Here is a 25,563-nt window from a genome sequence, read left to right on the forward strand (position 1 = left end):
CGGGCAGTCGTTGCGAGGTACTAATCATGATTGGTATGAAGAAGCGCGGCAGAGTATCAACATACTTGTCCAGGCTGAACAAGGAGAAGGCGAAAGAATTTTCGAGTCGATTGAGCTAATTAGAGAAGTACTGCAGTTGTCTATCGGCCTTCTTACTGAGCAGGTACAGAAGTACTTTCCAGAGCGTCTGAGTGAATGGGTCATGGGCTTGGATTCCCTTCGTGACTCTATACTATGGAACACACATTTCGGAATAGGGGAATCCCGTCAAGATTATGATTTTGAGCTTCGGCTATGGGAAACCCTTGCAAGGATTCCGCAGGTGGGCTCCAAGCTTGCCCCAATATTAAAACGGTGTGCTGAAACCTATGAGAAATCGACATTGCTTAAAGGAGGCTCCCGTTCGGATCATTTTATTTGGCTTTCAGCTATTATGGCTAAATGCGGTATGCGTGATGATGCTGATAAGTGGCTCCGCTATGGCATACGGTCATCGCACATATACGGGTACCACAAGGATATCAATCTTTTATACCTTGTCGATGTCCTCAATCTCGTCAATCAGCGCCAGCCTGAACTGGCACTTGAACGGTGTGCTCGCGTGCTGTCAATGGTTGACTGGATGCCGCATCTTACGGATGGCAGGGAGACCAAGTGGTTTCCCCAGAAAGCTTTCGCAGCAGTTTTAAAAGTCAATCGGCAGGCCGCGTTTGATTTGCTAACTCATTTCTCCCGGTCTATAGCAAGATGGAAGATGCAGGATTGCCTTGAGGAATACATTCTTAGTATGGAAGAGGGCGACCCTGAGTACCTCTGGTGTCTTACGGAGCTCTTTGCCAATCACTTTAGCGAAGATGGTAGGCATTGTAATCAAATTATGGAAACCAGGCAGCACATCGTCGATTTGGTGCACGAATCCTGTTCAGTAGAAATCTACAATGAATTCGAAAACCGCTTCCGACGCTTCATACTAACGGAGATCACACCTAGGCACTGGCCCGAAGACCTGAAGAAAGAGCTCGGCATCCCTGGTAGCACTAATGTTAAGAATGACAATGCTGACTCATGGGCTAAGCCGCCATCAGAGTTCAAACTGGATGGTGAAAGCATAACCATTGAAGGCATAGCTGAGAAATGCCGGGTATCATTTACTGAGTTTCTGAAGACGCTTGACAAGCTGAAGAACCAGAATGAGCATTTTTACGAACGAGATCTAGTAAATACCTCCTTAAGACATCATATAATGACCGCTAAGTCATTAGACGACCTTATCCCGATTAAGGAATATGCTGAGTCTGAAGGTCGTTGGCAGGATGCAGGTGTTATTGAACAATTGGCTGAACGTTTTGTGGAATTCGGAGATCATGCTAACGCCATATCGTGCTTTGGAATGGCTTATGCTTGCTATGGAAGCTGGTCCCGTTGGCGAGATAACAGAAAATATCTGGCGGCAATAGCGGCAAGGGATAGACAAACTGCGAAGAAGTTTGTCCTAAAGGAATGCTATGAATCAACATGCGGTTCCGGTGGTGGCTATGATACACCGCCTATTGCGGCTTCTGGACTGGATGTGCTGGATGAACCTCAAATGCTTGAGGATGTATTCAATGACTTCCTGACGCATTGTGAAAGCATGTTTGCGCAATTGCCTAAGAATGATAACTATGCATGGCTGAAAGAGTACAAGGAACCGTCCGCCGATGCCAACCAGCTCATTCTTAATTTTGTTGTGGACGAGTTGTCGACTTCTGAGATTGATCACGGCGAGAGATTGATCAGGGCAGTGACGAAGTTGGCGATTGCCAGACCCGATGAGGCAATACCTGTGCTTATTACCAGGATGGTATCAGCTTCCGGAAGGATTCTGCGTCGTTTGCTGACGGTATTTTACTGTCTTGCTACCCATTGTCCCCAGCTCTTGGTGCCGCACCAGCAGGTGTTCGCCCAAATTCTTGAGAGGGAGGACTTTTTCTGCCGTCAAACAGTTCTGCGTATTCTTCGCCGTGTGGACGAAGCTTCTCCTCTTGAAGCTTCCGTTAACAGTTCTGTCCAGCGTATCGATAGGAATTACTCAGATGCCATATATTATTCGTCATATATACTTCCGTCTTGTTCTACTCCTGAATTCAAGCATTTTCTAAAACGAAACACCCTGTCTGATTTTTCCAAGCAGGTAGAGTTGATGGAGAAAATTCTTCAAGTACCTCCGGGGAGTCTTGTGGCTGCCATTGAAGAACGACTGATTGCCCAAAAATGGTCGATAGATGATGAGAGAGACCGTGTAAAAGATGACTGGTACGGCCATGTACATCCGCAGGGCTGGCCTGTTGTCTGGATTACAACCGAATTTCAGGAACTTGTTACAGAGACTCTTTGGGGCATACTGGACGAAGTGGCTATAAAGCTGAAGATGAGCAAAGAACAGATTAACTGGCTTTGGCAGACAATCCAGCCTGCCGATCCGGAATATGTTTTCCGTGGTTTAATGCCGCGCCCTCTAGACATCGAGCCACTTAATGTCCATGACAAAGAGGCCTGGTTCAGCGAGCTGGACGCGTTCAAATCTCTGGAAATTGGAGATACAAGAATCCAGGGTGATGATGGAGAATGGATAACAATATTTGAGAAGCGGAGAATGGCTCAGGAAGAAACGTACAATGTTCCATATAGACAAGAGATCTCCCTGCAAGGATTTCTGATCCCTCAACAGGTGTACGGTGGATCCTATAGGTTAGATGAACTTGAATTATGGACCGAGAGAATCCTCCCAAATTCCTCAATGTCTGTCACAATTAAACAGACTCAGACAGAACTATCTGGTAGAGGACACAGAGTCTTGGAAAAGTCAGACGAATGTATCCCGATTATCGCTGAGCACGAGAATCCTTTAACTTTTTTGGGGTACTTAAATGTGTGTACTCTGACATCTTTCATCATAAAGGAATTCAATCTGTCGTTTGAAGGGTTGAATCTTCTCAGAAATGGCGAAGTTGTTGCCAAGTATGAGGCATGGCAGGAAGGCTACCAGGATGAGTGTTACACACGGGAGAAACTGTCACTTGGCTTTAGACTTCGGGTGCGCCAAGACTTCTTAACCGAGATTTGTCGTTGTTATCGCAAATTACTGTGTATTTGTATTGATGAAAAACGGGAGTATTACGAGTCTATTTACCGTCCAGAACCTAATGATAGTCGATATTCAAGACGATATGTATTGTATTATTGGAGCTAAGTACCATGATACCAGCAGTAACAAGTACCCAATTTACCATCTATAGTTTTTAAAAAAGCGGAATTCTTACAGAGAGCCGAGATGTGTTGGTATCTCATAGTTGTTTTGATGATAAGTTGGGATGACTGTAAGTTATTTTTTGGAGACACTTACCATCTTTTTTGGTGTATTTTACTGAGCAATTTATCTATTCCATACCATCAAGGCATACAGAAACCGTCGCGAGGATTGAGCGGGTGAAAGGTTGATAATTCAAGTGTTTGTGGCATTTTCTTTATTTTGTTGATTTTGAGTAACCCTTGAGTGTATAAAAAAGATATTTATAAAAAATATCGCCAGTCTTCGAAAAGAATGGCGGTTTTATATGACTGCATGTTTTTGGCAGTAATTCGGGCTTGCTAACGGAAAGAAAAATTCAGTAATTACAAGGGTTTGAGGGCTCTTTCGTCAAAATTTAGTGCATGGAAAAACGGATATTCCCCCTTAAAACCGTGCACTTGGAGGCGATAAGATGTACCGCAAACCGAAACCTCAGCTAACAATCGATGATTTTATTCTCCCATTTTCCGGCAAACTTGATGCGGAAAATCGCTGGGTTCAATTAGCAAAGATTATTCCTTGGGATGAATTAGAAAAGGACTATGCCTTCCTGTTTCCAAGTGACCGGGGGAATGTGGCCGCACCTGTCCGCATGGCGTTGGGTTCATTGATTATTCAGACTCGCTGCGGCTATACAGACCGAGAATTGGTCCAGCAGATCACTGAAAATCCCTATCTCCAATATTTCATCGGCCTCAAGGAATACCAGGTGACTCCACCGTTTACTCCAGTAGCGTTAGTCAAATTCCGCAAGCGTTTTAAAAACGAGCGTCTGGCTAGAATCAACGAGCAGATTGCCTTGGCACAGCAACAAGCAGCGGATAAAACCAGTGAAACCAAGGATGATGATCACAACGATCCTCAAGGCGGTTCTGGCAGTTCAGATACAGAAACTCCAGCGGATCATCCAGTAAGTTCAGAATCTCCAGCCAACCAGGGCACGCTCATTCTCGATGCCACCTGCATCCCAGCTGACATCAAATATCCAACTGATCTGGGCTTGCTCAATGAAGCCCGTGAAAAGCTAGAAGAGATCATCGACACCCTTTATGAAGCCAACGGCAAACAGGGCAAAAAGCCGAGAACCTATCGTCAAAAAGCACGAAAGGCCTATCTGAGTGTTTCTAAACAGCGCAGCCCAAGAAGAATCCAGCTGCGTCAGGGTATTAAGCGTCAATTGCAGTATTGCAAACGGAACCTTCGCACTGTAGACCGGATGTTGGAAGACAACCCCGCAGGGATGGAAGCCTTAAGCCGAAGACAAGCTCGGCTATTGAAAACCATCCGCATAGTGATTGAACAGCAGGAAACAATGTACAAAGCCAAAAGCCACCAAGTCGCAGACAGGATCGTCAGCCTTCATTAGCCGCATGTTCGGCCGATAGTGAGAGGAAAAGTGAGTGCGAGCGTCGAGCTCGGGGCGAAAGTCGCCATCAGCATTGAAAACGGGATTTGTCGCCTTGAAAAGCTATCCTGGGATGCTTATAACGAAGCCGGAACACTGATTGAAAGCGTAGAGCGCTACAAGGAGCGCAATGGAGTTTACCCCGAAGCCGTTCTGGCTGACCGAATATACCGCAATCGTGAGAATCTAGCCTATTGCAAAGCGCACAACATCCGGCTCAGCGGGCCGAAGCTGGGACGGCCTGCAGCAAATGCCCAGATTCAGAAGGCAGAGAAAGCCTTGGAACGATTGGATGCCCGTATGCGCAATGCAGTCGAAGGGAAGTTTGGCGAAGGTAAACGAAAATACGGGCTTGATCGTATCTATGCCAAGTTAAAAGAGACGGCAGAGAGTATGATTGCTCTGCACTTTTTGGTGATGAACTTAGAGCGTCAGCTCAGAGTTCTTTTTGCCCAAATTTTATGGAGACTCTTAAGAAGACATCATGAAGTGATTAGTGCTTAGATTACTAAAAAACAGGGTTTGGCTAGCAAGCCCTAGATATCTGATATAATCCTGTTGAGCCAATGCTAACATCCTCTTTTCTTTTCCTCCTGTCGAATTTGGCGGTTAACAGAAGGGTAATAATTTCTTGAGGTGTTGGCAAGGGCTCTTTTTTACCGCAAACTATGTATTTTTTGACTTCCGAAGTCTGTATTTTTATTTTGCCATAAAGACCCTATGGCCTATATGGTTCTCTGTGTACACTTCACCTTGCACTCGATATGGGTGGCTGGCTAGACCTTACCCAGCATGGACTTTCACCTCGCAAGAAATACTAAGTTTTCTTGGCACACTAACGTTCTGAGGATTCCCGACGCGTCCGAACAGCTTTTAACTAAGCAAAGTGTTGGGACTACGCTACTATATGACGGTGCCTTGAACCACTTAATTACCTTTTTCGTAAATCCTTCAACTGAAGTTCAATATAGTTTCTCATCCTCCGTCGTCAATTTCTACTTCATCCCAATCATGTCCGAACATAGATCCAATCATGGCTCTGAATCAGTGAATTAAATTCTATTCATGGTTCTTCAATAATTAGAGTAAATACATAAGCCAATCGATTAACCATAAATTTATTTAGTGTTTTCATATCATCTTGAGATAGTTGACGATTTGCATGCATATTTTCGACAGGCCCATTCCGGAAGACAAAATGAGTTATAGCTTTAGCAATCGTACTTATATTTTCTTTTAGCAAAATCTCACTCGTTGCAGCTTCATTCAAATTCTTTGCTTCATCGGATTTGCCAAGCAAGAATTCATCTATTATTATTTATTCTAATCTTGAATAGGAAATGCCAAGATCAGGCGGTTTATGGGTCACATAAGAAGATTTTGGCGACAGATTTAACAGCGGGGGTAATAGGAGATGGACATCGAGGAAAGGAACAGGGCTATTTTAAAAGCGTGGGAAGACTTCCTGGCCCAAGATGAAATCGATCCCGGAGTTGTCAGAAAGATGGTGGCTGATTCATGGAGACGCTGCAAAAATTTGGGGATATCGCCATACATCAAAAAGGGGAAAATCATTTTAAAAGGTGAGTTACTCCTTAATAGAATCAAACAAAAGCAAGAGTTGATCGATGTCGCGCTCGGTGTAATGGACAATTTGTACGAATCTGTGAAGGGCTCGGGCTTTGTCGTCATTCTCTGTGATGAAGAAGGTTATCTGCTTCATGTGGTCGGTGATAAGCACGTCTTAGAATCGGCCAGCATCATAAATTTTATGCCCGGAGCAAATTGGAGTGAGGAGTCTATCGGAACTAACGCCATTGGAACAGCCCTGGCCACAGACAGTCCGGTTCAACTCTTTGCTTCTGAACATTACTGTGTGGGATGTAAAAGCTGGACTTGCTCCGCTGTACCGCTCCATGATGAAGAAGGGAAGAAGATTGGGGTCCTAAACTTATCCGGACACTATACCAAAGTAAACCAGCATACTCTGGGTATGGCGGTAGCCGCTGCTAATGCTATCGAAAATCTCCTGCGGCTCAAAAAAATATCCGACAATTTGAGTGTCACTAACAATTTGTTGAATGCTATGATGGATTCCATGACGGACGGGGTCATTGCGACCGACACCGCCGGAAATATTACCAAGTTTAATTGGGCGGTTGAAGATATTCTAGGGATGACCGCAGACAAGATTGTCAATAAAAACATTAATGCTTTCATCTGTGATCAACTGGATTTTAATAATATTGTCCATGCCAACCTTTTTAATACAGATCAGGAGGTATATCTCAGAACCGGCCGCGGCAAGATTCACTGTACGATGACTTTCCGCAACATTAAAGTTAACGGTCAAGTGACAGGAGTATTGTTTATTCTCAAAAAGATGGAGAACGTTAAAAAGCTAGTGCATAAGATCGTCGGGGCCCGAGCAAGGTTTACTTTTCAGGATCTAAAAGGTAATAATCAACGTTTCCAAGAGAGCATCGAAATGGCGAGAAGGGCGGCCCTTGGTACATCCACCGTATTATTGTTGGGTGAGAGTGGCACAGGCAAAGAAATGTTTGCCCAAGCCATCCATAATGCAAGCCGGCGGCGCCAGGGCCCTTTTGTCGATCTCAATTGCGGAGCCATACCCCGAGAGTTGATTGGCAGCGAGTTATTTGGCTACTCGGCCGGGGCATTCACAGGTGCCAAAAAGGAGGGTAATCCTGGCAAGTTTGAGTTAGCTGACGGGGGTACCCTTTTCTTGGACGAGATTGGGGATATGCCCCTCGACATGCAGGTCAATTTGTTACGGGTTCTGGAAGAAAAACGTGTCCGGCGCATCGGTGGACAAACCGACATACTGGTTGATGTCCGAGTTATCGCGGCTACTAATAGAAATTTGCTGGAAATGGTTCAGAACGGGAAGTTTAGGGAAGATTTGTACTATCGCTTAAATGTATTAACAATACAGATGATTCCCCTTCGGAACCGCAAGGACGACCTTCCGACCCTGATTTGGTTTTTTATCGAAAAGTACAATCGCCTAATGGGTACGGAGGTGAAACGTATTGACGGTGAATTTCTCCGGATTTTGAGTGAGTATGATTGGCCAGGTAATGTCCGTGAGTTAGAAAATGTGATCGAGCGTGCAATCAATCTGGCGTTGGGCGAGACCCTTACTCCGGACCTGTTACCTCCGGAAATTACTGGCTCCTTTAACAAGACCATAATTACCGAGGCAAACCGTAACAATTTCTGCTTGGAATTAGCGGCTGTGGAGAAACAACTTATCCTACAGGTATTAAACGAATGTAACAATAATATGACCCAAGCAGCCAAGCGCCTGGGAATTGGGAGGACAACTTTGTATCGAAGGATTAAGGAATATAAAGATATGAAGCTGTAAGAAAGTGACTGCACACGCGGTAGAAAAGAAACAAAGTATTCTGTCTAAAGCAATAGTTGTGAATGTTTCTAACTGAAACAATATTTCATAATGGAACGTTTCAAAGTGAAACAATCATTGTAAGACAACTCTAGAAACCATTTGATTATGTCGGGAGACCAGCCTAGTCTCCCGATTTTTCTTAATCCAAGGGAGGGTAAGCTAATGCAATTAAGGGATAGGCCTGCGCCTGAGGGCTTGACCCAAGCCTGGTTGTCTGTGTTGGCACGAAATATGCATATATAATTGAGCAAACGACTAAAGGAGGGATATTAATTAATGGCAAAGTTGACCAAGGAAGAATTAATCAAAATGTATTCCCAAATGGTACTTATCCGGCTTTTTGAAAGCAAAATTGGAGAGATCTACGGCAAAGGCGCAATCCCAGGCGAAATGCACCTCTCTAATGGTCAAGAGGCTATCGCGGTAGGTGTCTGCGCCAACTTGCGGGCGGATGACGCTGTTTCCAGTACGCACCGCGCTCATGGACACATGATAGCCAAGGGTGTCGATCTGAAAAAGATGACGGCGGAATTGTTTGGCCGCAAAACCGGGCTTTGCAAGGGCAAAGGCGGACACATGCACCTATTTGATCCATCAATAAAATTTGGCTGCGGTGGAATTGTTGGGGCTGGTATGCCTTTGGCAGTTGGCTCCGGCTTGGCCTTTAAACGGAAAGGTCTGGATAGTGTATCGGTAGTTTTCTTTGGGGATGGGGCTGCTAACCAAGGAACATTCCATGAAAGTTTAAACTTAGCTGCCTTGTGGAAGCTGCCGGTAATTTTTGTCTGCGAGGACAATCGTTACGGAATTTCCGTTACCAAAGAGATGTCAACCGCCATCAACAGTAATGCGGATCGGGCAGTAAGTTATGGTATTCCTGGGGTTGCTGCCGATGGTAACGATGTGGCCGAGGTATATCAGGTTACCAAAGCTGCTGTGGAAAGGGCGCGGAAGGGAGAAGGACCGACGTTGCTTGAATTTACAACCTACCGTCTAATGGGGCACTTCGAGGGTGACCCGGAGGTGTACAAGCCCAAAGAAGAACAAGAGGAAGCCCTGAGAAATGAGCCGATCATCCGCCTGGAGAAGGTTCTCACTAAAGAATACGGGGTTAACGTTGAAGAGTTGGTGAAAATCAAAGAGGCACGCCAAGCGGAGATTGCGGAGGCCATAAAATTTGCGGAAACTTCACCGTGGCCCAAACCGGAAGAAGCCTTAGAAGATGTTTTCGTTGAAGGAGGTGTCAGATAATGAGCCGGATATTGACCTTTGCCGAGGCGATTAGTGAAGCTATGGCCCAAGAGATGGAAAGGGATGAACGGGTATTTCTCATGGGCGAGGATGTCGGCCGCTACGGGGGAATCTTTGGCACGGATGTGGGGCTCTATGACAAGTTTGGTCCGAACCGTGTCATCGATACACCGATCTCGGAATCAGCTTTTATTGGCGCCGGCATAGGAGCAGCCATGGAAGGGTTGCGCCCGATTGTCGAGCTGATGTTTGTGGACTTTTTCGGCGTAGCCATGGACCAGATTTTTAACCACATGGCGAAAATAACCTATATGTCTGGTGGCAACTTCTCCGTTCCTATGGTTTTGCGGACAGCGATCGGAGGCGGTTACGGCGATGCAGCCCAGCATTCCCAAATCCTATATTCGTTATTTGCCCATGTACCGGGAATCAAAGTTGTGGTTCCGTCGACTCCTTATGATGCCAAGGGGTTACTGATTAGTTCGATCCGCGATGATAATCCGGTCATGTTCTTCGAACATAAGCTTTTGGCCGGCCTGGATTGGCTGCCGTTTGGAGTGAAAGGGGAAGTGCCGGAAGAACCCTACACCATTCCGCTCGGTAAAGCCGACATCAAGCGCTCCGGAAAAGATTTGACGATCGTGACTGCCTCCTTAATGGTTCATCGGGCGCTAGCAGCTGCTGAAAAATTGAGTGCTGAGGGTATTGAAGCGGAAATTATCGATCTGCGTTCCCTCGTGCCTCTCGATAAGGAAACAATCCTCACCTCGGTAGCTAAGACGCACCGCCTCCTGATTGTTGATGAAGATTATCTAAGTTACGGCATGAGCGGCGAGATTGCGGCTGTGGTCGCCGAAGAAGGTCTTTATGATCTGGAGGCTCCAATCAAACGCTTAGCTGTTCCCGATGTGCCGATTCCGTTTAGCCATCCGATGGAAGATTTCGTTCTTCCCAATGAAAAGAAAATCTACGCCGCGGCCAAAGCTCTTGTTCAAGAGTAACAGTAAACAGCTTGGGTAACAGTTGCCTACAGGTCTCGTAAAGGATGTAGCAATAAATCATAGTGTTTTAGGACTTATCAACAGGAAAGAGAAAGAACGGGATACCTCCAACGGCAAGTAGTTGGCGTTGGAGGTATCTTAAGCAGAAAGAAAAAGGGGTTGACATCTTTGAGCATTAAGATTGAGATGCCAAAACTGGCCGCTACGATGGAAGAGGGAATAATCTCCCGGTGGTATAAAAAGGCCGGGGATAAAGTAAAAAAAGGGGAACCTCTGGTCGAAGTACTCACAGGCAAGATTAACGCCGAAGTAGAATCACCGGCGGCAGGGATTTTGGAGAAGATCGTAGCGATGGACGGGGCGCTGGTACCTGTCGGAGAGGCTATCGCCTTTTTAACAGAAGCCGCGGAACCGGAGAGTGCTGCTAAAGAGCCGGTTCAGAGTCTAGCGGACGTCGGAGTTCAGGAAGGACAGAAGACGATTGTTGCCACCCCAAGGGTGAAAAAACTGGCCAAAGAGCTGGGTATCGATTTGGCCGCTGTTTCAGGAAGCGGCCCGAACGGGCGTATTACTGAAGAGGATCTTGTTAAGTATCAAGAACTAGAAGATAGCGCCAAACAACAGAAGCTGACGGCTACCGCCCGCAAGATAGCGGAAGCCGAGGGTGTTTCCTTAGCTGATGTGCAAGGCAGCGGAGTATCCGGACGTATTCAGAAGGAAGACGTCCTGCGCAAACTCGAGGAGAAAACTCCCGAAAAGGCAGGGCATCTGGCCATGGACGACTTTACTGTTCTTCCTCTAGCCGGATTGCGCAAGGTAATCGGCGAAAACATGTCGGCCAGCGCCTTTAAGGCTCCTCATGTCACCCTCACCACTGAAGTCGTGATGGACAAAGCCGTCCAGCTGCGCAATGAATTAAAGGAAAAGTACAGGAAAGAAGCAAAAATTACTTTCACCGATTTTATCAATGCTATCGTGATTAAGGTCTTGCAGGAAATGCCGGAGGTAAATTGCACTCTGGAAGGTGACGAAATCAGGCAGTGGCACAAAGTAAACTTGGCCATAGCTGTAGCCAGGGGAAAGGGCTTAATCGTCCCGGTACTGAAGAATGCGGAACGTAAATCCCTGGTTGAGATTTCTCAAGAGTCCGCTGATCTCGTGCAACGGGCCAGGGCTGACCGCTTGACGTTGGATGAAATACAAGGTGGAACCTTTACGGTCAGCAACTTGGGTATGTATGACATTGATGGTTTCACGCCGATCATCAATCCGCCCCAAGGGGCAATTCTCGGGGTGGGACGGATTCTGGACCGTCCGGTGGCCGTCAAGCAAGAGGTTGTTGTCAAGCCGACTATGGTCCTCAGTATCTCTTTTGATCATAGGGTGATGGATGGTGACGTAGCAGCCAGGTTCCTGAAGAGATTGAAGTATTTGTTGGAAAATCCCTACCAACCTGTGGTCGAGTAGAGTTAGGAGGCAGTTGACATGGCAGAAAATATGATCAAGGCAGATCTGGCGATTATCGGTGGCGGACCAGGAGGTTATGTTGCTGCCATCAAAGGGGCTCAAATGGGAGCTCAGGTCGTTCTGATCGAAGAAGACCAATTAGGGGGTACATGCCTCAATCGGGGTTGTATTCCGACCAAGGCTTTGCTGGAAACAGCCCATGAATACAAAAAGCTGGATTCTCTGTCTAAGCGGGGGATCAAGGTCACGGGAAAAGAACTGGACTGGAAACAGGCTTTGGCGCAAAAAGACAAAGCTGTTGCGACCTTGGTCGGAGGGGTCAGCTATCTGCTGCAACAGAACAAAGTAAAGGTACTAAAAGGGCATGGGCAATTTATAGATGCGCAGACCCTGCTTTGCCAACATAGTGACGGGACAAAGACCAAGATCCAAGCGGCAAAAATTATCATTGCCACGGGATCTAATCCCAAGAGAATCCCGGTTGAGGGTATTGACGGGAAGAGAATTTTGAGTAGTACCGAGTTGTTGAACATGCCAAGCATGCCGAACAGCTTGGCTATTATCGGGGCTGGTGCTGTTGGTGTAGAATTTGCCTCGATTTTCCATGCGCTGGGGGTTAAAGTGACCATAATCGAAGCCATGCCCGGTTTGTTGCCAACAATGGATATGGACTTGGGTAGTTTCTTACTTAAAAAGTTTAGCAAAGATGGGATAAGGGTTGAAGTAAACGCCTACGTACAAGGAATGCGGGATAATGGCAGTAGCGAGGAAATAAGGATTAAGAACCTCGACGGGCAAGAGCAAACGATCGAGGCGGAATTCGTACTGCTGGCTGCCGGTCGCCAAGCTAATACTGCGGGCTTAAACTTAGAGGCGGTTGGTCTGAAGTTAAATGCCGGTTTTCTTCCGGTCAACGCGTATATGGAAACAGAGATCTCCGGCATTTATGCGATTGGGGACGTAACCGGAGGCATCATGCTAGCCCATGTTGCTTCCCGGGAAGGCATCGTCGCGGTCGAGAATGCGCTTGGTCACAAGATTAAGATAGACTACCGCAGTGTACCGGCGTGCATCTATACGCATCCGGAAATTGCTTCTGTCGGTCTAACGGAGGCCGAAGCGAGCAAGCGCTATGACGTTGCCGTGCACCGCTTTCCTTTTCAAGCGAACGGCCGGGCGGTGGCGGTTGATGAAGCGGAAGGCTTCGTGAAACTCGTCTCCGATAAGAAATACGGTGAAATTCTGGGAATTCACATGGCTGGGCCGATGGTTACAGAACTTGTGGGCGAAGCAGGCTTAGCCATAACCTTGGAGTCCACGGTGGAGGAACTGGCTAATACTATTCATGCTCATCCTACGTTCAATGAAGTGTTGATGGAGGTTGCGCACGCGGCAACAGGTCAGCCAATCCATAATGTCTAGAGGTGATGGTGTGCAACTTAATCTGCTTAAGAGTTACGGGATGGATTACCGGCAGGCTTATCAGTTACAGCGCGAGCTTTTGACTTTGCGTCAAAAAGGGGAGATTGAAGATACCCTCTTTTTGACATCGCATCCCCATGTTATCACCATTGGCCGGGCGGGAAGCAGAGACAACCTGCTGGTGAGTGAAGCATTTCTTCAGACACGCAGGATCGAGGTGGTTCCCATCGAGAGAGGTGGTGATATCACCTATCATGGCCCCGGGCAGATCGTAGGGTATCCCATTCTTGACTTGGGCCGTTTAGGGAAAGATCTTCATCTTTATGTCTATAAGCTCGAACAGATGATCATTGATTTATTAAAGGAGTATGAAGTTAACGCCGGTAGAATAGAGGGTTTGACCGGAGTTTGGGTAGGCAATGAGAAAATTACAGCGATCGGGATTGCGGTGAGCAAGTGGGTGACTTGGCATGGTTTTGCTTTAAATATTGCTCCAAGCCTGTCCTATTTTAACTATATAATACCGTGTGGGATCTCGGACAAAGGGGTTACTTCCCTGCAAAAAATCCTTGGACGCGAGATAAGTAATGAAGAGGTTGAAAGAAAACTGATCGAAAAATTTAGGCATCAGTTCGGGTATAGCCGGGTTGAGGAGATTAAAGCTGGCATGCTGGGCAAGGAGGGCAAAAGTGCATGACTCTAGCTCCGTGGTTGAAGATCGGAACACCTGATCAGCAAAAACTCAGGGACATGCTCGGATTGCTGGCTTCGTTAAATGTAAATACGATTTGTACCAGCGCAAAATGTCCCAACGCCGGGGAATGTTTTGCCCAGGGCACAGCAACCTTCCTCATCTTGGGACCTAATTGCACACGTAATTGCCGGTTTTGTGCGGTTAACCATGGTCGGTTGGCAGAACCTGACCCGTTGGAACCGGCTAAAGTCGCTCAGGCTGTGCAGATCCTGGATTTAAAATATGTAGTAATTACCTCTGTAACCCGTGACGACCTGCCGGATTATGGAGCGGGCCAGTTTGCCGCTGTTATTCGGGAAATTAAAGCTCTGCACGAAGATACTTTAGTTGAAGTACTGATTCCGGACTTAACTGGGGAGGAAAAGGCTCTGGCACTTATTGTGCAGGCCAGGCCGGATGTTCTAGGACATAACTTAGAGACCGTCCCGAGGCTTTACGCTAAGGTTAGGCCACAAGCGTCTTACCGGCAATCTCTGAGAGTACTGAAGGCCGTCAAAGAGATGAAGCCGGGGATGCTCACGAAGAGCAGTTTAATGTTAGGACTCGGCGAGACGGAAGGAGAGCTTAGAGAGGTATTTCAGGATTTAAAAGAAGTGGATTGTGACATTCTGACTCTCGGGCAGTATTTGCAACCTACCCCTCAACAGCTACCGGTAGAAAGGTATGTAACTCCAGAGGAATTTAGCTATTACCGAGAAATAGCCTTAAGTTTGGGAATTAGAGAAGTTTACGCCGGGCCGTTAGTGAGAAGCTCGTACCATGCGCGCGAGGTCTTTAGGACATTAACCGATGTGTAAGCGGCACTAATAGGATGCCGGTAGCCAAGACACACCGCCTGCAATTGTTAAACGAGTGCAATTGATTATAGCGCGTGTTGGACTTCTGTAACAGTAAGAAGGGGTACCTCCAACGACAAGTAGCTATCGCTGGAGGTACCTTAAGCACCAAGGAAAAGGGTTTAAATTTTTGTAACTTAAGATTCTGCCGCCTATGCTGACTAAGCAGGATTTTTTCGTAAAACGTAGAAATAATACTAATCTCTATTGTGATGATGATAACATTCACGTTCGCTTGATGTTATGAAACCATTTGAGTAAAAACATTTACGCTCGTGTGATAATGCGAAACGATTACAGGATGGAGGATATAAAATGAATGCATTTACCTTTGAAAAAATCTTAGAACCAATTCAAATTGGGCCAATGAAAGTAAGAAACAGGATTGTTATGCCTCCTATGGTGACAAATTATGCTGCTACTGATGGGGCAGTTACCGAACGTTTTAAGGCCTATCATCAGGCTAGAGCTAAGGGCGGAGTCGGCTTTATTATTGTTGAAGCGGCATATGTCCAGCCGAATGGTAAAGGTTTTCAAAACCAAGTGGGGATTTACAAAGATGAATTAATATCCGGTTTGAGGAACTTGACTGATGCAGTGCATAGCTATGGAGCCAAAATTGCCGTGCAACTTTATCATGCCGGGAGACAGACAACTTCCAAAGTTACCGGAATGAGTATAGTTGCTCCTTCGCCTATTCCTTGTCCGGTAAAGCAAGAAATGCCCAAGGAATTATCATTGGAGGAAATAAAAGAGTTGGTAGAAGCTTTCGGACAAGCTGCGCGCCGTGCTAAGGAGGCAGGATTTGATGCGGTTGAGATCCATGGCGGCCATGGGTATCTAGTTAATCAATTCTTGTCGCCCTATAGCAACAAGCGAACCGACGAGTACGGCGGAACTTTCGAAAACAGGATGAAATTCCCCCTGGAGGTTATCCAAAGGATAAGAAAAGAAGTTGGGGAAAGCTTCCCGATTATCTACCGCATGAGTGCTGAAGAATATGTGGCTGGAGGACTTACCCTCGATGATACCACAGTGTTTGCTAGAAAGCTGGTGGAGGCAGGAATTGATGCCCTGCACATTTCCGGAGGGGTTTATGAGACATCGGCCATGATTATTCAGCCGGCAGCTATTCCCCAAGGTTGTTTCGTAGAAAATGCTGCTGCTATCAAGAAAGCCATTAACGGAGAGGTACCCGTGCTTGTTGCCGGCCGTATCAAAGATCCGGTTATGGCTGAACAAATCATCCGGGAAGGCAAAGCTGATCTGGTATCGATGGGAAGGGCCTTGTTAGCCGATCCGGAATTACCCAAAAAAGTGGCTGAAGGTAAGGCTGAAACGATAAGGAAATGCATCGCCTGTAACCAGGGTTGTATTGATCGCTTGTTCCTGGACATTGACATTGCCTGCCTGGCTAACGCAGCGACCGGACATGAAACGGAATTTAACACAGAAATTCCAGCAACGAATAAAAAGAAAGTGTTAGTGATTGGTGGTGGCCCCGGTGGATTAGAAGCAGCCAGGGTAGCAGCTTTGCGGGGACATGAAGTGATTCTTTATGAAAAGCAAGCGGAATTAGGTGGGCAACTGCGGATTGCTGCAGTACCGCCTTATAAAGAAGAGATAAATGATTTGGTGAATTATCTTATTGACCAAGTAGAGAAATCCGGTGTTGTGATTGAAAAAGGCAAGGAAGCAGATATAAAGATTGTTCAAGAGCTTAAACCGGATGTGGTAATCGTAGCCACAGGATCTGAACCAATAATACCAAAGATTCCCGGGGTTGAGCAGAAAAAGGTTGTTACGGCGCATGAGGTTTTGATGGGTTCAGCTTCTGTTGGTGAAAAAGTAGTGGTTGTTGGCGGCGGGCTTGTAGGTTGCGAAACCGCAGAATATCTGGCAGAACAAGGCAAACAGGTTACAGTGGTGGAAATGCTGGACGATGTTGCGGTAGATGTTGGAGCCCTCACTAGAGCTCTATTACTAAATAGGATGGCTGAGAACAAAATCCAGGTACTAACTAAGAGCAAAGTCCGAGAAATAACAGTAGATGGAGTTATTATAGAAAAAGAAGAAGGAACGGAAGAAATAACCGGCATAGATACTGTAGTAATCGCAGTTGGTTCTAAGTCCAAGAATGATTTATTTATGCTTATAGAAGGAGAAGGAATACCTGTTTTTGCTATCGGAGACTGTGTCAAACCCCGAAGAATTATAGAGGCCATTCACGAAGGCTTTCGTCGAGCTTATAGCTTGTAATTCTGATGCTTCATTAACAAAGCCCCTTCCGCAGGAAGGGGCTTTTGCGCGTGCGCCCGGCATGGGCGTTGTCTATAGAGTGAAAGTCCCGAACGGTGAAGGCAGCAGTAGCTGTAGCTTAAGGCAAGGCTGTCAGTTCCATTCATTGTGTCCCAAATGCGTATATCACTCAGGGCAAGGGCTACGCCTGCTTTCGGCACCCTAGACTGTTGTCCACATTTAGTAAAACAGTAATCAAGCAGTGACAAGGCAAAATGTGTAACGTGGCCTTAACAGGGAAATTTGTAACTTTCAAGGTTCACATCGAACGGCCGAAGGTCAAGGATCTTGAAGTGAACCAGGTGCAGGTGAACCGGATGAGTGTCAGGGGTTAAAATGATCAAGTTCCAAACTTCGATGGTACCGAATTTTGGTCTCTCCCAAGCGGTAAGCGCATAACGCTATGCTATAGGTTATTCTTGTTTATATAAAGGGCCACTTGCTTCAGAAACAAATCTACATCTTTGAGATAGTTATGAATAATGTCATATACTACTTCTGGAGAAATATCCCAATAGACATGGACTAACCGATTGCGAAACTTAGTCATTTCAGTCATTGCTGGCTCTAAACCTTGAGTGATTTTTTGTTTTTCTAATTCCCGAAAAACATCTGCAAACGTTTTGGGAGCTTCAAACTGTTGATCAACTTGGAGCATGGAAATGAGCCGATTTCCAACATTGATGCAGGATTCTATGCATAACTGGAGGTAGCGCTCAGAGGCACTTTGCAAAATGGAATCTCGTAAATATTCTTCACGAGGGGTTTTAGCTACTTCCTTTAACCGTCCAAGATATTTGGAGATATGGCGCATTTGAAAGGCAAGTTTTTCATCCATGTACGGCCCTCCCTGCAAGAGTTTCAAGCAAGGTTTTATTGCATTCGTCTAAGAGAGGTTTAAAATCTAGGTATTGCTTAACCGTCTGTTCCCAAAAATCAATATATTCTTTTCTGTTATTCAGTAAAAGGATTTTCGATTGCTTAATAGCTCCATACTTCATGGAAAGAGGAGCAGTATTCAGATTGATCAGATCAATGTCATCCGTTTCGAGTAAGTCCGTAATTATTCCATAGACATGGCTATGAACCCTCGCAAGCTCATCATTATCTAGATTTCTTCTATACAATATAGCAAGATCTACATCGCTTAACGGGGTTTCCTTGCCCATAACCAAAGAGCCAAAGAGGATGACTGCACTGATCTGTTGATTGAAGGGTTCTAATGATAGTGGCAAAGTTTTGAGCCTTTCGCGGATGAAACCAAAATCCAACGCTTTGTTGTCAAAGATCATGTTCAGTCCTCCTCGAGACTATGTATACCAATTATTTCCTCTATAATCATAGCATGGACATAAGTGTAGAGCAAGTTGGTTGTTGGCCTATTTACTACTACTCAGCTACACCGGTACCATAATTCCCTTCACATTTTGCCCGTTATTGCTTGGTTGTTCTAAGACTCAGTGGCTTTAATCCATTTTAAAAATGCGTGCATAGTTTTTATCCGGAACATTTTAAAAGCTGCCCCACCATGAAACATGTAAAAGAAAAGCTTCATAACGTGAAAGGACTTTGATTTTGAATAAATTGCTGCCTTTGAAGTTATTAAGCTTAATTTCATCACAAATTCATAACTCTTTCACGGCTTGTTCAAAGGTCCTTTTTATACTTAAGACTGTCAAAGCGATTACGCTTAATCGCTATACAAAATTTTTAGGGAGGAAGGAAAAATGGGAATAGTAAGTCGCCTAAAAAATGTTTTCGGAGCAAAGTTAGAAAAGGGGCTTAATGCTCTGGAAAACCCGAAAGAAATGTTAGATTATAGCTTGGTCAAAATGGAAGAAGGGTTACATGCTCTTACTAGAAATGCTACGGAGCTTGGAACTGCCAAAAAACGCCTTGAGCTGCAAAGGGAGACTCTAAAGGCTACCATTCGCAAATATGAGGAGCAAGCTCAAAAAGCTTTGGAGTTTGGCCAAGAAGACTTGGCCAAAGAGGCACTAACAAGGAAACTAGAAACAGAGCAGCGGATTACCGGCTTGGATGCTCAGATTGCTGATATGAATGGACATTTGCAGAAAATCGCCAAAAGCCAGGAAGAACTGCGCTACAAGATTCAAAACTTCCGCAGTCGGAAAGAAGAGCTTAAAGCAATTTATGCTGCATCCCAGGCTCAACTGAAGGTTAAGGAACTTGTAAGTTCCGTCGGTTTGGAGGCGGAAAGCATTGGGCGTACTGTGGAACGTGCGGAAGCTCGGATTCAGGAGATGCAAGCCAAAGGAAAGGCTATTGACGAGTTGGTCGACCAAGGATTGATTACAGAAGTCTTTGCAGATACTCAGGATGATATTGATCGGAAGCTGAAGAAATTGAACGCAAACTCGGCTGTAGAAGCGGAATTAGAACGTTTAAAGAAAGGCCTGGCAGGCTGATCCTAAAAGAGATTACTTTTGACGAAAGGAGGGTGGAGAGAGATGTTTGGTTTTGGGTGTGGAAGGAGGTTCTACGATCCTCATCTATACCGACATGGGCTGAGGCATAAGCGTTATTGCTACGACTCCGGCTGGGAAAGCCTTCGAGAAGAAGTACGATACATGTATGCTGCTGGAGAGATCACGCGCAGTGACTACTATGATGTTGCCGTCGAACTAATATGGCACAAAGCTGACGGAATTGCCTGACCAGGAATTGCTGTATATAATGACCATATCAAATAGAAAGAAAAAGACGCCCCCGTTTTGATGTGTTACTGCGCCAACAGTAGCACTAGGAGCGTCCCCAATAAGCTTAACATGGTCATTGTAACAAAATATAAGCTCATTGAGAATCCCCTTAAAGGTGTTTTTTGTTAGGAGCGAGGAACAGAATCTCTGTCCCTGCTGTAGCGAATCAATGGAAGTGATCGGAAGTCGCCGGCGGAACTGCATTAATAGTGCCGGAGAAAAAATGGTCCTAATGATTAGAAGACTTCAATGTAGTAATTGTAAGCGCATCCATCACGAACTTCCAGATATCCTTGTTCCATACAAGCGGCATTGCAGTGAAAGTATAGAGACTGTGATAGCCGGGAATACTCTCGCCGTTGCAGCAGATGAATCAACTATTACCCGTTGGCGGATCTGGTTTTTTGATTTAGTTAATCACTTTTTGGGTTGCCTAATATCTATAGCTATTATTCAGTATTCCAGAAATTCTGTGGAAGTACCATCCGACCTTCCCCTGTCCCCGCTCCAAAGGATATGGCATTATGTAGGAGAATCTTACGGCTGGCTAGCCAGAGTTGTCCGAACCGTAGTTAATTCAAATAACTGGGTACAGACCCGTTCTGCCTTTTTGTCCTGATGTAGAGGTTATACACTCATGTTAGATTCCGAATATTAGGGAGGTAATCTAGCATGAGAGACCAAAAAAAGGCCGAGGACGTTGCTACTCAACGAGTACAACTCATATCCCCACTTCTAACTGAAGGGTTGGACCCTGCCAAAGCCAGACAGATTAAAACCCAAATTTGCGAGCAGGCTGGAATTTCCGAACGTACTCTGCGCAGATATCTGTCAGAGTATAAGACACATGGCTTTGCCGGACTTAAGCCCAAAGGTAAAGCTCAGAGCAGAAGCGAAGATGCCATTCCGCCAAACATCCTGGAACAGGCCATATTATTGCGACGAGAGGTTCCAAAGCGCAGTGTGGCCCAAATCATACAGATTCTAGAATGGGAAGGTCTGGCCCAGCCGGGTCAAATTAAGCGCAGTACACTGCAAGAGAAGCTAGCCGAACGTGGATACAGCGCCAGGCATATGCAGATGTATATGAGTACCGGTGTTGCTACTCGGCGGTATCAGCAGAAGTATCGTAACAAGCTTTGGCATTCCGACATTAAGTATGGACCCTACTTACCTATCGGCATAGATGGTACCAAGAAGCAGGTATACTTAGTAACATTTTTTGATGATTGCACTAGGTTTGTTCTTCACGGTCAGTTCTATCCAACCTTGGATCAGGTCATCGTTGAAGACTGTTTCCGTCAGGCTATCTTAAAATATGGAGTGCCGGAGGCAGTGTTCTTCGATAACGGCAGCCAGTACCGGACAAAATGGATGGGACGGGCCTGCGCCAAGATGGGGATTAGGCTACTATTTGCTAGGCCATATTCCCCAGAATCGACTGGGAAAGTGGAACGTTTTAACCGGGTGGTCGATTCCTTTCTCAGTGAAGTTGCCTTGGAGAAACCTCAGTCATTAGACAAACTCAATGAGCTGTTCTGGGTGTGGTTAGAGGAGTGTTATCAAAACAAGCCCCATTCTGCATTGGAAGGCAAAGCTAGCCCCGCCAGTGCCTATCGTAGCGACAAAAAAGCCCTAAAATTCCTGGACCCGGAAACAGTAGCCAACGCCTTTCTTCATTGCGAAGAACGCAAAGTTGATAAAGCTGGATGTATCAGCTTCCAGGGGAAAAAGTATGAGGTCGGGCTTAGTTTCATCGGGTGTACCGTAGATGTCATCTATGATCCCGCTGACATTACTGAACTGACCATAGAATATGAGGGGCATACCCCTTGGAAGGCCCGGGAACTCGTTATCGGAGAAATGGTAGGCCAGCGACCTAAGCTACCTGAACATCTAAGGACACAACCAGCCGAATCCTCAAGACTCCTGGCTGCAGCTCTTGAGAAGAATCAGCAGAGAATAGAACAACAGGCTCCTGCCATTTCCTACAGAACCGTAAGAAAGGCAGGGAACTAAGATGTTTGAACCTTTCTACGGGCTATCTCAAACTCCGTTTTCACGGGATATCCCAACAAACGAGTTGTATCAGTCACTCATGCTGGAAGAGACGTTAGGTCGCCTGGAATATGCTGCCCAGCGTCAGTTGTTCGCCGTTGTTACCGGTGACTGCGGGACTGGCAAGACTACTACTATCCGTCGATTCAGGGATTCCTTAGACCCTGCTAAATTCATGGTGCTGTACCTGGCGGATTCCAAGCTGACACCCAGACATTTCTACAAGGGTCTCTTGGAGCAGCTAGGCTGTGAATCCAAATTTTATCGTGGTGATGCCAAGCGTCAACTGCATAGAGAAATCGAGCTTATGCGGGGTATCCAGCATCTTCAGCCTGTTGTCATCGTAGATGAAGCACATCTTCTGGACCGGGAGATGCTGGAGGAGGTCAGATTCCTTCTCAATTTCAAGATGGATGCGCAAAGTCCCATGGCTCTTATCCTCGTCGGTCAGACTGAACTTTGGGAGAAGTTTAAGCTTCAGGCCTATGCCGCTATCCGGCAACGCATTGATCTCCAGTGTAAACTGCCCCACTTGGACCGCGCCCAGGTAGGGGATTATGTGAAACGACATCTTGCTTACGCTGGTGCCGACCATGATATATTTTCTGATGGTGCTTTGGATGAGATATTTCGGTTCTCTAGTGGTGTCCCTAGGCTAGTGAACAAGGTCTGTACTCACTGCTTGCTATATGGGGCACAGAATGGCCGCCGGATCATCGATGACCATATGGTTAAGTTGGTTATCCAGGGAGAATTGTCATGAAGCAGCAATGGTGCAAGATGACATACGACCACGAACAAGACCGCTGGATGGTGGATACGGGAGACTACTGTTACGAACTCCATTGTGGAGAAGTTTTTGATTTGTTAATCGGTTCAACTAGTATTCCTTGCCGCATAGAGTACGATCATCAGTGGTATGTGATTATGCCGGGAGCCCGCTTCAATTTGCGGATCGGGAATTCGTACAAGGTGGAAATATAACGGCATCCGGGAAGGTGGCGATAAAGTCGTCTCACCTTCTCGGCCACTGGCCAAATTGTCCGTCATAAACTGGACACCATATACTGGCAGTTACAGGACATTATGAAGTGTCAGTAACACTATGAAGCATTAGATCGATTAGAGCGGGGATTACTTACATGGTATGATCTGGGCGAGTTAAGGCGGCGCAGTGAGTATGCAAGAAGAGAAAGAGACTATTCCAAGGAAGAACGGCTTGCGGAGTATGAGCCCCTTTTAAGCCCGGAGGTTCGTAAGGAGATCGTGACCTTAGAACGGAAAAAGAGCCAGATTACCCGCATCAAAGGGGAAACAGAACGGGTGTTGTCTACAGCTTAAAGATTCCGTGAATGACTTAAAAAAACAGATGACTCTAAAAGAGCAATTAGCCAAACAAGCCCTGAGTATAGATGAGGACCAAGCCAGAACTCATCTTCGGCATCGGCAGCAGTTGGGTGAACAATTGGCCGGCTTAGAGGTAAGATTAGCTCAACTCGCTTCAGATTTGGAGGAAATGACCCACACGGAGAAACGTTTGGAAGCCAAACTCTTGGAATTGAAAGCCGTCGGTCATCGAGAAAAACTAGCCAGACTGGAGAAAGAACTTAAAATCTTAAAAGAATAGCCGTTCGGGCGATTGTCTGAGCTCTCGGGAGCGGACCCTGTAGAATGGGCAGCGGAAAGCTGCCTTTCGTTAATGGCTTAATTAAATTCACCGCAAATTCATAGGTCATTCACGGGTTTCTCAAATACAGGGGATATACTTCATAATGTAAACACAATTATTCTTCACACACATTGTTATAACTAAGGAGGAATCTATCATGATGGGTTTTGGCAATATGATGGTATGGTCTGGGAGGAGGCTGGTGGGGAATCGGTCTCTTTGCTATGCTCCTTCAACTGATCTTCTGGATTGGGCTCATTTACGTTGGTGTAAAATTGTTTAGACGCTTCAGTTATAGAGGGCATAGCTGCGGATGGGATCGTCGGGATTCCCTGGATATTTTAAGAGAACGTTATGCCCGGGGAGAAATCAGTACCGAAGAATACTTACACCGCAAAGAAGATCTGATGAGGTATTAAGACAACTCATGGTTGTTCTCGTGTCAGTGGATTAAATAGGCGAGAGGACACATGATTATCCAATTACTTTTGGACAGGCCAACGTACGAGGCTTACATGTCAGAGGGAAAATGGACAAAGAATTTAATCAGCTAATGAGCCTGTATCCTCAACCAGTTCGACATAAAGCTTCTGTTGAATATCTGCCTTTGCCGAAGTTAAAAAAATAAAAAACGCATACGTTTATAACATTTCATAAAATTCTACTTGTTATTTTTTGTGGAATATGATAATATAGATTGGAAGTTAAAGAGTGATTCGCAACAATTTCAAGTCCTTCTTCTGCAGAATAGGATATTGAGTTTTTGGGTTTTTAGCTTTTTGACTAATTCTGGAGAAGGAGGTTTTAAAATGACAGGAAAAGTAAAGTGGTTCAACGCAGAAAAAGGTTTTGGATTTATCGAAACTAGCGAAGGTAACGATGTATTCGTTCATTTTTCGGCAATTCAAACAGACGGTTACAAAACGCTTGTAGAAGGCCAAGAAGTTTCCTTTGATGTTGTGGCGGGCAGTCGTGGTCCTCAAGCTGCAAATGTTGTCAGTAAATAATACTGAAAATTGTAACGGGTATTTCCTGTCGGAAGTGCCTGTTTTTTATTTGATTATTGTTCAGATTCCGTACGGTTAAGTTTCTTAAATTTCTTCATTAGTGTAAATACCCAATCGTTCAAGCTGTTCCTGTGCGATGCTTGAAAATGACATAGCCACGAGAACATTGAACTGGCTAACCTTTATCTGAGGAATCTCTGGTAGTATAATAAGAATACAATAAAGCTATAATTTTACTACTCAGGGAGTTATCTTGATGCATATAAAACCATCTACGGCAATAAGTAAAAACTTTAACGAAATCTCCGCACTCTGCAAGGCTACCAAAGAACCTGTTTTTCTGACGAAGAATGGCGAAGGAGATCTAGTGGTTATGGATATCGAAATTTATTCCCGGCGTGAAAGCATGCTGAGATTGAGGGAACAGCTAATTGCAGCTGAAGAGGACTGGTAGGCGGGTAAAAAGGGTTATTCCATTGAAGAAGTAGATGAGATGATGAAAAAAGCCATGGAGGCTGCCAATAAGTTGCGAAGGTAAACGGTATCATGTCATCATCTCTGAAAGAGCGGATGAAATGCTGGTGCAGCATGCCGCTTTTTAGCGCAGGTCAGCACCCAGGCTGCCGACAAGCTCAGGAGGGATGTCATTGGGGCAGCAAAATCTCTGCAGGAGTTTCCGGAACGCGGTTCCTGGCTTACAGATTTGCTGCTGCCCGCAAACAAATATAGAAAACTGCTTGTGGATAAGCGGTATTTGCTCATCTATCAAATCAAGGATGACACGGTTTATATCGACTATATACTGGATTGCCGCCAGGATTATGGCTGGCTGATTTAAATAAAATACAGCAATTTTCCAACGTCCGGGATATGGGCGTTCCTTAAATATTTATTATCCTGAAGCTTGGCTA

The 25,563-nt window shown here is 45.6% G+C and carries 23 protein-coding genes and 2 pseudogenes; 21 read left to right on the top strand and 4 right to left on the bottom strand.

Going from position 1 to position 25,563, the window contains the following annotated elements; all coding sequences use genetic code 11:
• Nucleotides 1-10: 10 nt before the first annotated feature.
• Nucleotides 11-3,232: a hypothetical protein gene (locus BR63_RS16940; RefSeq protein WP_034425276.1), complete on the top strand. Its 3,222-nt coding sequence runs from the start codon at nt 11-13 to the stop codon at nt 3,230-3,232.
• Between the two features lie 511 nt (nt 3,233-3,743).
• Nucleotides 3,744-5,240: pseudogene (locus BR63_RS16945) on the top strand (IS5 family transposase).
• Between the two features lie 559 nt (nt 5,241-5,799).
• Here BR63_RS16945 and BR63_RS16950 read toward each other — a convergent pair.
• Nucleotides 5,800-6,036: a hypothetical protein gene (locus BR63_RS16950; RefSeq protein ID WP_051966208.1), complete on the bottom strand. Its 237-nt coding sequence runs from the start codon at nt 6,034-6,036 to the stop codon at nt 5,800-5,802.
• Between the two features lie 114 nt (nt 6,037-6,150).
• Here BR63_RS16950 and BR63_RS16955 point away from each other — a divergent pair, with 114 nt between their 5' ends.
• The 8 genes from BR63_RS16955 to BR63_RS16990 all read left to right on the top strand — a co-directional run bounded on the left by BR63_RS16955 (nt 6,151) and on the right by BR63_RS16990 (nt 17,159).
• Nucleotides 6,151-8,127: a sigma-54-dependent Fis family transcriptional regulator gene (locus tag BR63_RS16955; RefSeq protein ID WP_051966210.1), complete on the top strand. Its 1,977-nt coding sequence runs from the start codon at nt 6,151-6,153 to the stop codon at nt 8,125-8,127.
• Nucleotides 8,128-8,445: 318 nt separating this feature from the next.
• Nucleotides 8,446-9,420, top strand: a complete 975-nt coding sequence (locus BR63_RS16960; protein ID WP_034425279.1) for a thiamine pyrophosphate-dependent dehydrogenase E1 component subunit alpha — start codon at nt 8,446-8,448, stop codon at nt 9,418-9,420.
• Nucleotides 9,420-10,421, top strand: a complete 1,002-nt coding sequence (locus BR63_RS16965) for an alpha-ketoacid dehydrogenase subunit beta (protein ID WP_034425281.1) — start codon at nt 9,420-9,422, stop codon at nt 10,419-10,421. Before BR63_RS16960 ends, BR63_RS16965 begins: the two co-directional genes overlap by 1 nt.
• A 168-nt stretch (nt 10,422-10,589) precedes the next feature.
• On the top strand, nt 10,590-11,888 hold the full coding sequence (locus BR63_RS16970) for a 2-oxo acid dehydrogenase subunit E2 (protein WP_034425282.1): 1,299 nt from the start codon (nt 10,590-10,592) through the stop codon (nt 11,886-11,888).
• An 18-nt stretch (nt 11,889-11,906) separates the two neighbouring features.
• Nucleotides 11,907-13,310 (top strand): dihydrolipoyl dehydrogenase, encoded by a 1,404-nt coding sequence (lpdA, locus tag BR63_RS16975; protein WP_081908304.1) that lies wholly within the window; start codon nt 11,907-11,909, stop codon nt 13,308-13,310.
• A gap of 10 nt (nt 13,311-13,320) precedes the next feature.
• Nucleotides 13,321-14,007, top strand: a complete 687-nt coding sequence (lipB, locus tag BR63_RS16980) for a lipoyl(octanoyl) transferase LipB (protein ID WP_207724732.1) — start codon at nt 13,321-13,323, stop codon at nt 14,005-14,007.
• On the top strand, nt 14,004-14,861 hold the full coding sequence (lipA, locus tag BR63_RS16985; RefSeq protein ID WP_034425283.1) for a lipoyl synthase: 858 nt from the start codon (nt 14,004-14,006) through the stop codon (nt 14,859-14,861). The genes lipB and lipA overlap by 4 nt, the downstream gene beginning before the upstream one ends.
• Nucleotides 14,862-15,215: 354 nt before the next feature.
• Complete coding sequence (locus tag BR63_RS16990; protein ID WP_034425284.1) at nt 15,216-17,159, top strand: oxidoreductase; 1,944 nt, start codon at nt 15,216-15,218, stop codon at nt 17,157-17,159.
• Nucleotides 17,160-17,428: 269 nt separating this feature from the next.
• Here BR63_RS16990 and BR63_RS16995 read toward each other — a convergent pair whose 3' ends face one another.
• Genes BR63_RS16995 through mntA form a run of 3 tightly spaced genes read right to left on the bottom strand, consistent with a single transcriptional unit; the run spans nt 17,429 to nt 18,490 of the window.
• Nucleotides 17,429-17,557 carry a cupredoxin domain-containing protein gene (locus BR63_RS16995; RefSeq protein WP_153802180.1) on the bottom strand — a complete coding sequence of 43 codons (129 nt, stop codon included), beginning with the start codon at nt 17,555-17,557 and terminating at the stop codon, nt 17,429-17,431.
• Nucleotides 17,558-17,604: 47 nt separating this feature from the next.
• The gene (gene hepT / locus BR63_RS17000) at nt 17,605-18,036 is read right to left on the bottom strand and encodes a type VII toxin-antitoxin system HepT family RNase toxin (RefSeq protein WP_034425285.1); all 432 of its coding nucleotides are present in this window, start codon (nt 18,034-18,036) and stop codon (nt 17,605-17,607) included.
• Nucleotides 18,029-18,490, bottom strand: coding sequence for a type VII toxin-antitoxin system MntA family adenylyltransferase antitoxin (mntA, locus tag BR63_RS17005; RefSeq protein WP_034425287.1), 462 nt, complete (start codon nt 18,488-18,490; stop codon nt 18,029-18,031). The genes hepT and mntA overlap by 8 nt, the downstream gene beginning before the upstream one ends.
• 435 nt (nt 18,491-18,925) lie before the next feature.
• Here mntA and BR63_RS17010 point away from each other — a divergent pair, with 435 nt between their 5' ends.
• The 11 genes and pseudogenes from BR63_RS17010 to BR63_RS17055 all read left to right on the top strand — a co-directional run bounded on the left by BR63_RS17010 (nt 18,926) and on the right by BR63_RS17055 (nt 25,490).
• On the top strand, nt 18,926-19,627 hold the full coding sequence (locus tag BR63_RS17010) for a PspA/IM30 family protein (RefSeq protein WP_034425289.1): 702 nt from the start codon (nt 18,926-18,928) through the stop codon (nt 19,625-19,627).
• A 406-nt stretch (nt 19,628-20,033) separates the two neighbouring features.
• The gene (locus tag BR63_RS19640) at nt 20,034-20,537 is read left to right on the top strand and encodes a DUF6431 domain-containing protein (protein ID WP_276568918.1); all 504 of its coding nucleotides are present in this window, start codon (nt 20,034-20,036) and stop codon (nt 20,535-20,537) included.
• Nucleotides 20,538-20,590: 53 nt separating this feature from the next.
• Nucleotides 20,591-21,937 carry a DDE-type integrase/transposase/recombinase gene (locus BR63_RS17015; RefSeq protein WP_187142733.1) on the top strand — a complete coding sequence of 449 codons (1,347 nt, stop codon included), beginning with the start codon at nt 20,591-20,593 and terminating at the stop codon, nt 21,935-21,937.
• 1 nt (nt 21,938) lies between these two features.
• Nucleotides 21,939-22,739, top strand: a complete 801-nt coding sequence (locus BR63_RS17020; protein WP_187142735.1) for an ExeA family protein — start codon at nt 21,939-21,941, stop codon at nt 22,737-22,739.
• The gene (locus BR63_RS17025; RefSeq protein ID WP_187142736.1) at nt 22,736-22,960 is read left to right on the top strand and encodes a DUF5348 domain-containing protein; all 225 of its coding nucleotides are present in this window, start codon (nt 22,736-22,738) and stop codon (nt 22,958-22,960) included. Before BR63_RS17020 ends, BR63_RS17025 begins: the two co-directional genes overlap by 4 nt.
• A 364-nt stretch (nt 22,961-23,324) precedes the next feature.
• A complete protein-coding gene (locus tag BR63_RS17030; RefSeq protein ID WP_034425088.1) occupies nt 23,325-23,603 on the top strand; it encodes a hypothetical protein in 279 nt (92 codons plus the stop codon).
• A 266-nt stretch (nt 23,604-23,869) separates the two neighbouring features.
• The gene (locus tag BR63_RS17035) at nt 23,870-24,064 is read left to right on the top strand and encodes an SHOCT domain-containing protein (protein WP_243270020.1); all 195 of its coding nucleotides are present in this window, start codon (nt 23,870-23,872) and stop codon (nt 24,062-24,064) included.
• Nucleotides 24,065-24,099: 35 nt separating this feature from the next.
• The gene (locus BR63_RS20055) at nt 24,100-24,273 is read left to right on the top strand and encodes an SDH family Clp fold serine proteinase (protein WP_081908294.1); all 174 of its coding nucleotides are present in this window, start codon (nt 24,100-24,102) and stop codon (nt 24,271-24,273) included.
• Between the two features lie 181 nt (nt 24,274-24,454).
• Nucleotides 24,455-24,652 carry a cold shock domain-containing protein gene (locus BR63_RS17045; protein WP_034425084.1) on the top strand — a complete coding sequence of 66 codons (198 nt, stop codon included), beginning with the start codon at nt 24,455-24,457 and terminating at the stop codon, nt 24,650-24,652.
• Between the two features lie 256 nt (nt 24,653-24,908).
• Nucleotides 24,909-25,190, top strand: a pseudogene (locus BR63_RS17050) (type II toxin-antitoxin system Phd/YefM family antitoxin).
• A 108-nt stretch (nt 25,191-25,298) separates the two neighbouring features.
• Complete coding sequence (locus BR63_RS17055) at nt 25,299-25,490, top strand: type II toxin-antitoxin system RelE/ParE family toxin (protein WP_338056063.1); 192 nt, start codon at nt 25,299-25,301, stop codon at nt 25,488-25,490.
• The last annotated feature ends 73 nt before the right edge of the window (nt 25,491-25,563 follow it).

It is taken from the genome of Thermanaerosceptrum fracticalcis, assembly GCF_000746025.2.
In the GTDB taxonomy this organism is placed as follows: Bacteria; Bacillota; Peptococcia; order DRI-13; family DRI-13; genus Thermanaerosceptrum; species Thermanaerosceptrum fracticalcis.